General features: G+C 67.0%; 8 protein-coding genes. 5 read left to right on the forward strand and 3 right to left on the reverse strand.

Going from position 1 to position 14,022, the window contains the following annotated elements; translation table 11 throughout:
* Positions 1-30 precede the first annotated feature (30 nt).
* Entirely contained in the window at positions 31-1,896 is a 1,866-nt protein-coding gene (locus ACZLHH_RS18425; protein ID WP_132810663.1) for an ABC-F family ATP-binding cassette domain-containing protein, read from the reverse strand.
* A gap of 336 nt (positions 1,897-2,232) precedes the next feature.
* Here ACZLHH_RS18425 and ACZLHH_RS18430 point away from each other — a divergent pair, with 336 nt between their 5' ends.
* The gene (locus ACZLHH_RS18430; protein WP_478478726.1) at positions 2,233-4,620 is read left to right on the forward strand and encodes a TonB-dependent receptor plug domain-containing protein; all 2,388 of its coding nucleotides are present in this window, start codon (positions 2,233-2,235) and stop codon (positions 4,618-4,620) included.
* A 170-nt stretch (positions 4,621-4,790) separates the two neighbouring features.
* Entirely contained in the window at positions 4,791-6,488 is a 1,698-nt protein-coding gene (ybaL, locus tag ACZLHH_RS18435; protein WP_071229663.1) for a YbaL family putative K(+) efflux transporter, read from the forward strand.
* Between the two features lie 397 nt (positions 6,489-6,885).
* Here the strand turns inward: ybaL and ACZLHH_RS18440 are convergent, their stop codons facing one another.
* Complete coding sequence (locus ACZLHH_RS18440) at positions 6,886-8,172, reverse strand: O-acetylhomoserine aminocarboxypropyltransferase/cysteine synthase family protein (protein ID WP_107431475.1); 1,287 nt, start codon at positions 8,170-8,172, stop codon at positions 6,886-6,888.
* A 181-nt stretch (positions 8,173-8,353) separates the two neighbouring features.
* On the opposite strand from ACZLHH_RS18440, the gene ACZLHH_RS18445 reads away from it, so the two are divergent.
* The 3 genes from ACZLHH_RS18445 (at position 8,354) to ACZLHH_RS18455 (ending at position 11,318) form a co-directional block, all read left to right on the forward strand.
* On the forward strand, positions 8,354-9,091 hold the full coding sequence (locus ACZLHH_RS18445; protein WP_107431476.1) for a winged helix-turn-helix domain-containing protein: 738 nt from the start codon (positions 8,354-8,356) through the stop codon (positions 9,089-9,091).
* On the forward strand, positions 9,088-10,377 hold the full coding sequence (locus ACZLHH_RS18450; protein WP_107431477.1) for an ATP-binding protein: 1,290 nt from the start codon (positions 9,088-9,090) through the stop codon (positions 10,375-10,377). The genes ACZLHH_RS18445 and ACZLHH_RS18450 overlap by 4 nt, the downstream gene beginning before the upstream one ends.
* 140 nt (positions 10,378-10,517) lie before the next feature.
* Positions 10,518-11,318, forward strand: a complete 801-nt coding sequence (locus ACZLHH_RS18455) for a MipA/OmpV family protein (RefSeq protein ID WP_180845404.1) — start codon at positions 10,518-10,520, stop codon at positions 11,316-11,318.
* Positions 11,319-11,390: 72 nt separating this feature from the next.
* On the opposite strand, the gene clpB is transcribed toward ACZLHH_RS18455, so the two are convergent.
* Positions 11,391-13,976, reverse strand: a complete 2,586-nt coding sequence (gene clpB / locus ACZLHH_RS18460; protein ID WP_180845403.1) for an ATP-dependent chaperone ClpB — start codon at positions 13,974-13,976, stop codon at positions 11,391-11,393.
* Positions 13,977-14,022 lie beyond the last annotated feature (46 nt).

Below are 14,022 nucleotides of genomic sequence, written 5' to 3' on the forward strand. Positions count from 1 at the left end.
GCGCTGCCGGCCAGCGGCCGGCACTACCGGTCAGGACTCCAGCAGCTCCATCCACGCTGCCTCGGCTTTTTCCAGCTGGGCGGCAGCGGTTTCGCGGTCACGGCCGATCACCGCCATGCGGGTGGCATCGGCGTAGTTGGCCGGGTCGGCCAGCTGGCGGTCCAGCTCGGCCAGGGCGCTTTCCAGCTCGGCCACCTTGGCTTCGGCGGCGGCCAGCTTGTGCGGGTTCACCGGCTTCTTCTGCACCACCTGCGCCACCGGCGCGGTCTTAACCACCACCGGCTCTTCCACCTGTTCCATGCGCGCCTTGGTGCCCTGCGCCTGCGGACGGGTGCGCAGCCAGGCCGCGTAGGCGTCGAGGTCGCCGTCGAACGGCTCGACCACGCCATCGGCCACGCGCCAGTAGGTATCGCAGACCAGGCCGATCAGATGGCGGTCATGCGAGACCATCACGATCGCGCCTTCGAAGGTGGCCAGTGCTTCGGCCAGCGCTTCGCGCATTTCCAGGTCAAGGTGGTTGGTCGGTTCGTCCAGCAGCAGCACGTTCGGCTGCTGCCAGGCGATCAGCGCCAGCGCCAGGCGTGCGCGCTCGCCACCGGAGAAGCCATCGACCGGCTCGAACGCGCGGTCGCCCGGGAAGTTCCACTTGCCAAGGAAATCGCGGAACGACTGGTTCGGTGCGTCCGGGGCGATCTCGCGGAAGTGCTCCATCGGCGACTGGCCTTCGTGCAGCGACTCCACCGTGTGCTGGGCGAAGTAGCCGATCTTCAGGTCCGGATGCGCCATGCGCTCGCCGACGATCGGCGCCAGCTCGCCCACCAGGGTCTTCACCAGGGTGGTCTTGCCGGCACCGTTCGGGCCGAGCAGGCCGATGCGCTGGCCCGCTTCCAGGCCGAAGCCGACGTTGTGCAGGATCACCGCGTCCTTGCCGTAGCCGGCCTCGACGTGGTTCAGGCGGATCAGCGAGAACGGCAGCTTGGCCGGCGGCGCGAACTCGATGCGGAATTCGCGCTCGGCACGCACCGCTTCGGTGCCGGCCAGCTTGGCCAGGCGCTTCATGCGGCTCTGCGCCTGCGCGGCCTTGCTGGCCTGCGCCTTGAAGCGGTCGATGAAGCTCTGCAGGTGGGCACGCTCGGCCTGTTCCTTCTCGTGCGCGATCTGCTGCTGGCGCAGCTGTTCGGCGCGCTGGCGCTCGAAGTCGGTGTAGCCGCCCGGATAGAGCTTGGCGCCGCCACCGTGCAGGTGCAGGGTGTGGGTGGCCACGTTGTCGAGGAACTCGCGGTCATGCGAGATCAGCAGCAGGGTGCCGGGATACTTCAGCAGCCACTGCTCCAGCCAGTACACCGCGTCCAGATCCAGGTGGTTGGTCGGTTCGTCCAGCAGCAGCAGGTCGCTTGGCATCATCAACGCGCGGGCCAGGTTCAGGCGCACGCGCCAGCCGCCGGAGAACGAGGACACCGCGCGGTGGTGGGTCTCGGCCGGGAAACCGAGGCCGTGCAGCAGCTTGCCGGCGCGCGCTTCGGCGTCGTAGGCCCCCATCTCGGCCATCTTCGTGTGCGCGTTGGCCACCGCCTCCCAGTCTTCGCGCGCGGTTGCTTCAGCCTCTTCAGCCAGTACCGCAGCCACATCGGTATCCCCGCCCAGCACAAAGCTCAGCGCCGGGTCGGGCAGCGACGGGGTTTCCTGGGCGACGCTGGCGATGCGCACCTTGCCGGGCAGATCGACATCGCCCTTGTCCGCCTCCAGCTCGCCCTTCACCGCCGCGAACAGGCTGGACTTGCCAGCACCGTTGCGGCCGACCACACCCACCCGGTAACCGGCGTGCAGGGTCAGGTCGACATTGGACAACAGCAGCCGCTCGCCGCGGCGCAAGGCGAAATTACGAAGGGAAATCATCGGGGGAGGCGTCCATATAACCAGATGGAATGTGCTGGTGAGCACTGTTCCTGCGACGCAATTCTAGCGTTAACGAATACTTGACGCGTCCCGGGATGCGCGGCGGCCGGCGTTCCTCTCTCCCACGTCCTTGCCGCGCGCGTCCCGGGCTCCCTCCCCCGCCAGTGCCGATCCGGGCTAAATGGTTGCTGCTGCAACGTTTTTTCCGATGACCGGCATTTGACACGCACTGAATATCCCGTTAATTCCTGCTTTGCGCACCGCAACAACCGCCGTCCGCCTCACCCCCGTGATGTCGATTCCGGTGCCGCCCCCGCCAACCGGAGCTCCGTCCCGATGACCCGCAAGACCAGCCTGATCGCCGCCGCCGTCGCTGTCGCACTCGGTGGCTCTCCGTTCGTTGCCGCTGCCCAGCAGGCCGGCACCGCCGCCAACACCCTGGACACGGTGATCGTCACCGGCACCCGCGTGGCCGACCGCACGGTGGCCGAATCGCAGTCGCCGATCGACATCATCACCCCAGAAGCCCTGCAGTCCACTGGCACCAGCGAGCTGGCCACCGCACTGTCGCGCGCCCTGCCCTCACTGAACTTCCCACGCCCGGCGCTGACCGATGGCACCAGCGGCGTGCGCCCGGCGCAGCTGCGCGGCCTGTCACCGGACCAGGTGCTGGTGCTGGTCAACGGCAAGCGCCGCCACACCTCGGCGATGATCAACGTCAACGGCAGCATCGGCCGTGGTTCGTCGGCGGTGGACATCAATGCGATCCCGATCGCCGCCATCGAGCGCGTGGAAGTGCTGCGCGACGGTGCGTCGGCGCAGTACGGCTCGGACGCCATCGCCGGCGTCATCAACATCGTGCTCAAGGGCAGCGGCAGTGGCGGCAGCCTGGCGGTGGACTACGGCCAGTACTCGGCCGGTGACGGCAACAAGTACCAGCTCTCCGGCGATACCGGCGTCGAGTTCGGCAACGGCCGTGGCCGCGTGCGCGTGGCCGGCCAGATCAGCCAGCAGGACGAAAGCAACCGCGCCGGCCCGTACCGCGGCGCCACCCCGAACACCGGCAACTTCCCGAGCATCGGCCAGAAGACCTTCATCGTCGGCGACCCGCGCGTGGATGCGACTGCGGCTTCGGTCAACGCCAGCTTCGATTTCAGCGACCGCGTGACCGGCTACGCCAGCGCGCTGCTCAGCAACCGCGACATCACCTCGTTCGCGTTCTACCGCTCGCGCAACCACAGCGGGCAGAGCGCGCTGCTGGCGCAGACCTACCCGGACGGCTTCGTGCCGGAGATCAACCAGTACTCCAAGGACCGCTCGCTGGTGGCCGGGGTCAAGGGCAACACCGATAACGGCTGGACCTGGGACCTGAGCCTGAACCACGGCGAGAACACCCTCGACTTCCACACCCGCAACAGCATCAACTACAGCCTCGGCGCAACCAGCCCGCGCTCGTTCTACGACGGCACGCTGAAATACCAGCAGGACATCTTCAATGCCGACCTGACCAAGTCGCTGGACTGGGGCTTGGCCTACCCGGTCACGCTGTCCTTCGGTGGTGAATACCGCAAGGAGAAGTGGGACCAGAAGCCGGGCGAGCTGAACTCGTACACCGGCAGTGGCGCGCAGGGCTTCGGTGGCTTCACCCCGACCAATGAAGTGCATGCCGACCGCCACAACTACGCGGTCTATGCGGGTCTGGAAGCGGACCTGACCGAGAAGTTCTCGGCCGGCATCACCGGCCGCTACGAGGATTACTCGGACTTCGGCGACCGCTTCTCCGGCAAGCTGTCGGCGCGCTACGCGTTCACCGACAAGGTCGCGCTGCGGGCCACCGCGTCCAGCGGCTTCCGTGCACCGTCGCTGGCGCAGCAGGGCTACCAGGCGGTCACCAGCCAGTTCCTCAACGGCGTGTTCGTCGAGCGCGGCACCTTCCCGACCACCAGCCCGGCTGCGCAGGCGCTGGGCGCCTCGCCACTGAAGGCCGAGACCTCCACCTCCTACAGCCTGGGCCTGGTGCTGCAGCCGGTCGACCGCCTGTACATCACCGTCGACGCCTACCAGATCGACATCGATGACCGCATCGCATTGTCGTCCAGCATCACCACCAACGCCGCCACCAGCGCGCTGCTGGGCACGCTGGGCCTGCCGCAGGTGACCGCGTTCTCGTACTTCACCAACGGCCTGGATACGCGCACCCGCGGTGTCGATTTCGTGTCCAGCTACACGGTGCCCTTCAGCGCCAGCAGCCTGGAACTGACCGCCGCGTACAGCTACAACGACACCGAAGTGCGCCGCGTCGGCGGCACCCCGGCGGTGTTCGGCACGCTGGGCCTGACCCAGTCGCTGATCGGCCGCGATGAGATCGGCCGCATCGAGGACAGCTATCCGCGCGACAAGGCGATCCTGAGCGGCACCTGGCGTTCGGACCACTGGGAACTGGGCCTGGCCGCGACCCGCTACGGCAAATTCACCGTGCGCAACTCGGCCACCGCACTGCGCGACCAGACCTATGGCGACGCCTGGGTGGTGGATGCCTCGGCCAGCTACAAGCCGAGCAGCAACTGGACCCTGACCGTGGGCGCCGACAACCTGCTGGACAAGTACCCGGACCGCACAGAAGACCTGCAGAACTCCACCTTCGGCATGCTGCCGTACAGCAACTACTCGCCGTTCGGCTTCAACGGCGCGTACGTGTACGGCCGGGTCAAGTACACCTGGTAAGCGCTGGCGGGCGCCTCTCTGGTAGTGCCGGCCGCTGGCCGGCAACTCCCTGGTGGGGTCAGATCCTTTTTCCTGCGGGAGAGGGATCTGACCCCATTCGCATTTAAGGTTTGCCGTATCTGGCGTCATCGGTGAAAATCGGGATACCCCCCGTTTTCCTGCGAGTGCCGATGCACCATGACACCGACCTGATCAACATCGTTGCCGTTGGCCTCGGGCTCGCCTTCATCTTCGGCGCGCTGGCCAACAAGCTCCGCTTGTCTCCCTTGGTCGGTTACCTGGTTGCTGGCATCTGCGTAGGCCCGTTCACCCCCGGCTTCGTCGCCGACCAGGCGCTGGCCAACCAGCTGGCCGAGCTGGGCGTGATGCTGCTGATGTTCGGCGTCGGCCTGCACTTCTCGCTGAAGGACCTGATGGCGGTCAAGGCCATCGCCATCCCCGGTGCCATCGGCCAGATCGCGGTCGCTACCCTGCTCGGCTGGGGCGTGGCCTCGCTGATGGGCTGGCCAGCCCTGCATGGCGTCATCTTCGGTTTCTCGCTGGCCACCGCCAGTACCGTGGTGCTGTTGCGGGCGATGGAGGAGCGCCGCCTGCTGGAAACCATGCGCGGCAAGATCGCGGTCGGCTGGCTGATCGTGGAAGACCTGGCCTGTGTGCTGGCGCTGGTGATGATGCCGGTGATGGCCGGTGTGTTCGGCCCCGATGCGGCCAAGGAATCGCACTCGCTGGGCAGCGTGCTGGCCGACATCGGCTGGACCTTCGTGCAGCTGGGCCTGTTCGTGGCGGTGATGCTGGTGGTCGGGCGCCGGGTCATCCCGTGGATCCTCGAACGTATCGCCGGCACCGGTTCGCGCGAACTGTTCACCCTGTCGGTGCTGGCGATCGCGCTGGGCGTGGCGTTCGGCTCGGCGATGCTGTTCGGCGTCTCGTTCGCGCTGGGCGCGTTCTTCGCCGGCATGCTGCTCAACGAATCGGAGCTGAGCCACAAGGCCGCGCATGATTCGCTGCCGCTGCGCGATGCGTTCGCGGTGCTGTTCTTTGTTTCGGTCGGCATGCTGTTCGACCCCAACATCCTCGTCCAGCACCCGTGGCAGGTGCTGGCCACGGTGCTGATCATCATGTTCGGCAAGTCGGCCGCCGCGTTCTTCATCGTGCGTGCGTTCGGCCACCCGACCAGCACCGCGCTGACCATCTCGGCCAGCCTGGCGCAGATCGGCGAGTTCGCCTTCATCATCGCCGGCCTCGGCGTCGCCCTGCAGATCCTGCCGAAGGAAGGCCAGTCGCTGGTGCTGGCCGGTGCGCTGGTGTCGATCATGCTCAACCCGCTGGTGTTCGGGCTGCTTGACCGTTGGCAGGCCAAGCAGGAGCAGTCGCCCCAGGCCGCCGAGCCGGAAGAGGCCACCGGTCCCTCGCGTGACCTGCGTGACCATGCCATCGTCATTGGTTACGGCCGGGTCGGCAGCGAGCTGGCGCAGGTGCTGCGCGATCGTGGCGTGCCGGTGCTGGTGATCGATGACAACAAGGAGCACGTCGAACAGGCGCACGCCAAGGGCCTGGCGGCGATCCGTGGTAGTGCTGCTGCCGACCGCGTGCTGGCCGAAGCGCATCCGGAACGCGCGAAGATTGCGGTGCTGGCGATTCCTCAGCCGCTGGAAGCCGGTGAGGCGCTGGCCAAGCTGCGTGCGATCAATCCGGATCTGACCCTGCTGGCGCGAGCACACAGCGATGCAGAGGTGAAGCATCTGTTGGAGCACGGTGCGGATGGCACGGTGATGGCCGAGCGTGAGCTGGCGTACTCGCTGGCCGAGATGGTGATGGCCACGCCGCCGTATCGCGGGCTGGGACAGCACAGTATTCCGGTGGTGTGAGGAGTGTGGGTGCGGCAGGGCTTGCAGCCCTGCACCTGCTGAAGCAACGGCAACGACAAAAGCAAAAGCTGGCATTCCGTGGGATGGCGGGGTGGGTCCGGTTGCAGGGGACACCGTGAATCCGTCCATGGAGGCTCGGTCGCGCCATCCATGGCGCTCACGCCCCTGCAACCGGGCCCACCCCGCCTTCGACAATTTCCTGCGGCTGTTGGTAGGTGACGACCTTGGTCGACACGGCGGTGCATCTGACCCCGGAAACAAAAAAATCCCCGGTCGACCCGCATCGACCGGGGATCTGGATCGCCACGTTGCCATGCCTTGGAGAGGCAGCTCCACCGTAGCGCATTGGGTGACCGATGGTGATCGCCTGTGGCGATGACGACCAAGCGTGCGGCTATCAGGCGCCTGCCAGGGCCTGCTCCAGGTCGGCACGCAGGTCGCCGATGTGCTCGATGCCGATCGACAGCCGCACGGTGTCCTCGCTGACGCCGGCCTTGGCCAGTTCGGCGGCATCCAGCTGGCGATGGGTGGTCGAGGCCGGATGGGTGGCCAGCGATTTTGCATCGCCCAGGTTGACCAGGCGGGTGAACAGCTTCAGCGCATCGAGGAAACGTGCGCCGGCTTCACGGCCGCCCGGCAGGCCGAAGGTCAGTACGCCCGAGCCGTGCCCACCCAGGTAACGTTGCGCGGCGGCATGCTCGGGGTCGTCGGCCAGCCCAGCGTAGCGCACCCAGGCCACCTTTGCGTGTGACTTCAGAAACTGCGCGACAGCCAGCGCGTTGGCGTTGATGCGCTCCATGCGCAGCGCCAGGGTTTCAATGCCCTGCAGGATCAGGAACGCATTGAACGGCGACAGCGCCGCGCCGGTATTGCGCAGCGGCACCACCCGCGCGCGGCCGATGTAGGCCGCCGGCCCCAGCGCTTCGGTATAGACCACGCCGTGGTAGCTGGGGTCGGGCTGGTTGAGCCGCGCGAAGCGCTGGGGTTGTGCAGCCCAGTCGAAGCGGCCGGAATCGACGATCGCGCCGCCGAGGCTGTTGCCGTGGCCGCCGAGGTACTTGGTCAGCGAATGCACCACGATGTCGGCGCCGTGCTCGAACGGGCGCAGCAGGACCGGCGTGGCCACGGTGTTGTCGACAATCAGCGGCACGCCGGCGGCATGCGCGACCTCGGCAATCGCCGCGATGTCGGTGACGTTGCCACGCGGGTTGCCGATCGATTCGACGAACACCGCCTTGGTGCGTTCGTCGATCAGCGCGGCGAACGCGGACGGATCGGCCGGGTCGGCGAAGCGCGCCTGGATGCCGTACTGCGGCAGCGTATGCGCCAGCAGGTTGAGGCTGCCGCCATACAGCGCACTGGAGGCAACGATGTTGTCACCGGCCTCGGCGATGGTCTGGATGGCATAGGTGATCGCCGCCTGCCCCGAGGCCAGTGCCAGCGCGCCGATGCCACCCTCCAGTGCGGCCAGGCGCTGTTCCAGCACGTCGGTGGTGGGGTTCATGATGCGGGTGTAGATGTTGCCCGGCACCTTCAGGTCGAACAGATCGGCGCCGTGCTGGGTGTCATCGAAGGCATACGCCACCGTCTGGTAGATCGGCACCGCCACCGCGCGGGTGGTCGGATCGGGACGGTAGCCGCCATGCACGGCCAGGGTTTCCAGTTGCCACTGCGGGTCGCTCATTGCGCCAGGCTCCATCCGGGGAAACCGCCACGATAGGCCAGCCAGAACCACGCGCTGAAAGCTGCTGGCGATGACGCCAGTACCACCGGTTATCAGGTTGGCCGCGATTCAGGCAGCCGTCATGGGTCGTTGCTAGGCTTCGCCGCCGGGCGCTCCTGCCCGGGCACGGAGGCCCAAGCGCATGCAGTCATCCCCCTGGACACCCGCCGCCAGCGGCTCGCCGACCCCGGTGCTGCTGGTGGAGGACGACCGCCGCCTGGCCGAACTGGTCAGCGACTACCTGCACGAACATGGCTTCGCCGTGCAGCATGTGGCCCGTGGCGACCTCGCCGGTGCGGCCTGCCGCCAGCACGCGCCGGAACTGGTGGTGCTGGACCTGATGCTGCCCGGCCTTGGCGGCATCGATGTGTGCCGGCAGATCCGCAGCTTCTCCGATGTGCCGATCCTGATGCTGACGGCCTGCGAGGACGACATCGAGCAGGTGCTCGGCCTGGAATCAGGCGCCGACGACTATGTGCACAAGCCGATCGAGCCGCGCCTGCTGCTGGCCCGCCTGCGCGCCCTGCTGCGCCGCCGCCATGGCAGCAGCAACACCGGAACCCCCTGCCGCCTGATGCACGGCGAGCTGCTGATCGACCGCATGCAGCGCGAGGTGCATCTGCACGGCCAGCCGGTGGACATGGGCACCACCGAATTCGAGATCCTGTGGCTGCTGGCCAGCCAGCCGGGGCAGATCCTGTCGCGTGACCAGATCCTGCAGGCGGTGCGCGGCATCGGCTTCGACGGGCTGGACCGTAGTGTCGATGTCAGCATCGGCAAGCTTCGCCGCAAGCTGGGCGATGACGCGCGCGAACCGCGGCGGATCAAGACGGTGTGGGGCCGCGGCTACCAGTTCAATCCCTCGTCCTGGTCGGCATGAAGCGGCTGTTCCTGTGGTTGTGGTTTATCACGGGTGCCTGCTTCCTAGTGTCGGTGTTCTTCCTCAACCACATCCTGGACGGCATCTACACGCCCGTGCAGGATCGCGTCTTCGTCCAGCAGGTGCGTGGTCAGGTGTACGCCCTGCGCAGTGGCCTGGCCGGCCTGGATGCCGACCAGCAGCGTGAGCGCCTGCAGCAGTGGCAGCCACACTACGGCATCGCCCTGACCCTGCTCGACAAACCTCCCGCACTCGACGCGCAGGAACAGGTGGCCGTGAAGGCCGATGGTTTCATCGTGCGCGATCAATACCAGCAGGTCCTGCTGCCCATCGAGGGCAGCGATGGCCGCTGGCTGCACCTGCGCCTGCCTGGCGCGGTGCAGATGACGACGTACATGACCATCGCCGCCTACCTCAGCATCCTGCTGCTGGTGGGCGCCAGCCTGTACGCGTGGGTGCGCCTGCTCTGGCGCGACCTGGAAGCGCTGCGCCGGCATGCCGACCGCATCGGTTCGGGCGATCTGCAGGCACGTGCCCAGGTCTCGCCACGCTCGCAGATCCGGGTCATCGTCGACCACTCCAACCGCATGGCGGCACGCGTGGCCGAACTGGTGCAGCGCCAGCGCGACCTGACCCATGCGATCTCCCACGAGCTGCGCACGCCGATCGCGCGCGTGGCCTTCGGCCTGGACCTGATGCAGGACAGCGATGACCGCGAACGCCGCGAACGGCTGGCGCGGGGCCTGCACGGCGATCTGGCCGAACTCAACCGGCTGGTCAGCGAACTGCTGGCTTACGAACGGCTGGAGCATCCCAGCGAGGGCGAGCCGATGCAGCGCATCGAAGCCAACGACTGGCTGCAGGCCTGCCTGGCCGATGCGCGCCGTGATGCCGAACGTGCCGGGGTGGTACTGCGCGTGCAGCCCAGTGCGTTGCCGCAGGTGGATGCCGAACCACGCCTGCTGCAGCTGGCACTCAGCAATCTGGTGGGCAATGCGCTGCGCCATGCGCGTTCGCAGGTGGAAGTCTCGCTGGTCGGTGTCAGCGGCCGCGCCTGCCTGCGTGTGGATGACGACGGTCCCGGCATTGCCGAAGCCGATCGCGAGAAGGTGATGCGCCCGTTCACCCGCCTGGATGACAGCCGCAGCCGCGATACCGGGGGCTTCGGCCTGGGCCTGGCCATCGTCAGCCGCATTGCCGTCCGCCACGGCGGCGAACTTCGCATCAGCCGCGCCACGTTGGGCGGCGCGCGCATGGAAATGCACTGGCCGCTGGCTGCCAGCTGAACGCCCTTGGGCGCGATTACAGTTGATTACAACTCCCGCACAACTGCGGACGGATCGGTCGCCAGCGTATCGCCACGCTAGCGACCCTGCAGCACTCGCCGGATGCGCGTGCTGCCTTCCTCCCATTGTCGAGAGTTTCCATGTCCCAGCTTCGCCGTTCCCCCGCCCTGCTCTGCCTGGCCCTGTTGCCGCTGTTCGCCGCACCGATCGCCCACGCCAAGGATGACCACTGGACCTTCGAGGTCGCTGCCGGCGGTGGCGTGGCGCCGCGCTACAGCGGCAGCGAGGAGTATCGTGCGACGCCGTCGTTGTCCTTTGATGTCACCTCGCCGGGTGGATGGTTTCTGGGCACCAGTGGCATTGGCTGGGGCACCTCCATCGGCGAGCACACCCGCGTGCGCGCTTATGTCGGCGCCAGCGGCATCCGCAAGGAAAAGGACTCGCTGCTCGGCGGTTCCGACTTCCTGCGCGGCATGGGTGATATCGATACCCGTCCCCTGGTCGGCATCTCGGCTGGTTATACGCTGGGCGAAGCCGTGCTGAGCGGCTCCTGGCAGTTCACCCGCAAGGACGAGGACAAGGCAGAGAACGGCCTGGCCACCCAGCAGATCCATCTGAACCTGAGCATGCCGCTGTTCGACCTGGCCGGCGGTGTGGTCAGCGGCAGCGTGTCCACCGACTACGGCAACCGTGGCTACATGCAGACCTGGTACGGCGTCAGCCCGGAACAGGCGGCGCGCACCGGCTTTGCCCAGCACACGCCGAAGGCCGGCCTGGTCAGTGCCGGTCTTGGCCTGAAATGGAGCCACCGCGTGGGCCGCAACGGCAACTGGTACATCTCGGCTGAGGGCACGCGACTGCTTGGCGACGCCGCCGACAGCCCGATCGTGCAGAAGCCCAACCAGTTCGGCCTGATGAGCGGCTACACGCACCGCTTCTGAGTGAGCGCCGGGCATGGCCCGGCCCACTTCGCAGGAAACGGGGCGCTGCGGCCAGGCAGCGCCCCGTGTGAATCACGCTTTGGCGAACACCAGGCGGCCGCCGTCGTTTCCGACTTCGATGGTATCGCCGTTGACGAAGGCGCCGGACAGGATCTGCTGCGCCAACGGGTTCTCCAGCTGTGCCTGGATTGCGCGCTTCAACGGGCGCGCGCCGTACACTGGATCGAAGCCGACGTTGCCGAGCAGGTCGAAGGCCGCATCGGAGACCGCCAGCTTCAGCCCGCGCTCGGCCAGGCGCTTCTCCAGCCCGCGCATCTGGATGCGCGCGATCTGCTTGATCTGCTGCTTGTCCAGCGGGTGGAACACCACGATGTCGTCCAGGCGGTTGATGAACTCCGGCCGGAAGTGCGCCTGCACCACGCCCATCACCGCCGCCTTCATCTGCGTGTAGGCCTCCGGACTGTCGTCGGCGCTCATGTCCTGGATCTGGTGCGAGCCCAGGTTCGAGGTCATCACGATGACGGTGTTGCGGAAGTCCACGGTACGGCCCTGTCCATCGGTCAGGCGGCCATCGTCCAGCACCTGCAGCAGGATGTTGAACACATCCGGATGCGCCTTCTCCACTTCGTCCAGCAGGATCAGCGAATACGGGCGACGACGCACGGCCTCGGTCAGGTAGCCGCCTTCCTCGTAGCCCACGTAACCCGGAGGCGCGCCGATCAGGCGGGCCACGCTGTGCTTCTCCATGAATTCGCTCATGTCGATGCGGATCATCGCGTCGGCACTGTCGAACAGGAATTCGGCCAGCGACTTGCACAGCTCGGTCTTGCCGACACCGGTCGGGCCGAGGAACAGGAACGAGCCGGCCGGGCGATTCGGATCGGACAGGCCTGCACGCGAGCGGCGCACGGCATCGGAGACGACCTTGATCGCTTCTTCCTGGCCGACCACGCGGTTGTGCAGCACCTCTTCCATGCGCAACAGCTTGTCGCGCTCGCCTTCGAGCATCTTGTTGACCGGGATGCCGGTCCAGCGCGATACGACCTCGGCGATCTCCTCGTCGGTCACGCGGTCCTGCACCAGCTTGAAGTCCTTGTGCTCGGCCTCCTGGGCCGCGGCCAGCTGCTTTTCCAGCTGCGGCAGCAGCCCGTACTGGATCTCGCTCATCTTGGCGAAATCCTGGCGGCGCTGCGCGGCCTCCAGCTCCAGCTTGGCCTGCTCGACCTGTTCCTTGATCTTGGTCGCGCCCTGCAGCGCGGCCTTCTCCGACTTCCAGATTTCATTGAGGTCGGAGAACTCGCGCTCCAGCCCGTCGATGTCGTTTTCCAGGTCGGCCAGGCGCTGCCGCGAGGCTTCGTCCTTCTCCTTCTTCAGCATCTCGCGCTGGATCTTCAGCTGGATCACCCGGCGCTCAAGGCGGTCCAGCTCTTCCGGCTTGGAGTCGATCTCCATGCGCAGTCGCGAGGCGGCTTCGTCCATCAGGTCGATGGCCTTGTCCGGCAGCTGGCGGTCGGTGATGTAGCGGTTGGACAACGTCGCAGCAGCCACGATGGCCGGATCGGTGATCTCCACGCCGTGGTGCACCGCGTACTTTTCCTTCAGGCCGCGCAGGATCGCGATGGTGTCCTCCACCGACGGCTCGCCCACGAACACCTTCTGGAAACGACGCTCCAGCGCGGCATCCTTCTCGATGTACTTGCGGTATTCGTCCAGCGTGGTGGCGCCGATGCAGTGCAGCTCGCCGCGCGCCAGCGCTGGCTTCAGCATGTTGCCGGCATCCATCGCGCCATCGGCCTTACCCGCACCGACCATGGTGTGCAGCTCATCGATGAACAGGATGATCTGCCCTTCGCTCTTGGCCAGGTCGTTGAGCACGCCCTTCAACCGCTCTTCGAACTCACCACGGAACTTGGCACCGGCGATCAGCGCGCCCATGTCCAGCGACAGCACGCGCTTGCCGCGCAGGCCTTCGGGCACTTCGTCGTTGATGATGCGCTGGGCCAGCCCCTCGACAATGGCAGTCTTGCCCACGCCGGGTTCGCCGATCAGCACCGGGTTGTTCTTGGTCCGGCGCTGCAGCACCTGGATGGTGCGGCGGATTTCCTCGTCGCGGCCGATCACCGGATCGAGCTTGCCGCTCTCGGCGCGCGCGGTCAGATCGATGGTGTACTTCTCCAGCGCCTGCCGCTGTTCCTCGGCATTCTCCGACTGCACGTTCTCGCCGCCACGCAGCTTGTCGATGGCGGCCTGCAGGCGGGTCTTGTCGGCACCGGCGGCGCGCAGCGCCATGCCCAGCGTGCCACTGTCTTCCAGCGCCGCCAGCACGAACCACTCGCTGGCAATGAAGGCATCGCCGTGCTGCTGGGCCAGCTTGTCGGTCTGGTTCAGCAGGCGCCCCAGGTCGTTGCCCATCGAGACGTTGCCGGCCTGGCCGGACACCTTGGGCAACGCATCCAGCGCCTCGGTCAGGCGCTCGCGCAACACCGGCACGTTCACTCCCGCCTGGGCCAGCAGCGGGCGCGTGCTGCCGCCCTGCTGGTCCAGCAACGCGCTGAACAGGTGAACCGGTTCGATGATGCTGTTGTCGCGGCCCACGGCCAGCGACTGTGCGTCTGCCAGCGCCTGCTGGAAACGCGAGGTGAGCTTGTCCATCCGCATTGCGAATCCTCATCGGTCATCAGGGCCGGCCCGCGCCGGCGATGCT

It is taken from the genome of Stenotrophomonas sp. 28608_Sma (assembly GCF_056486185.1).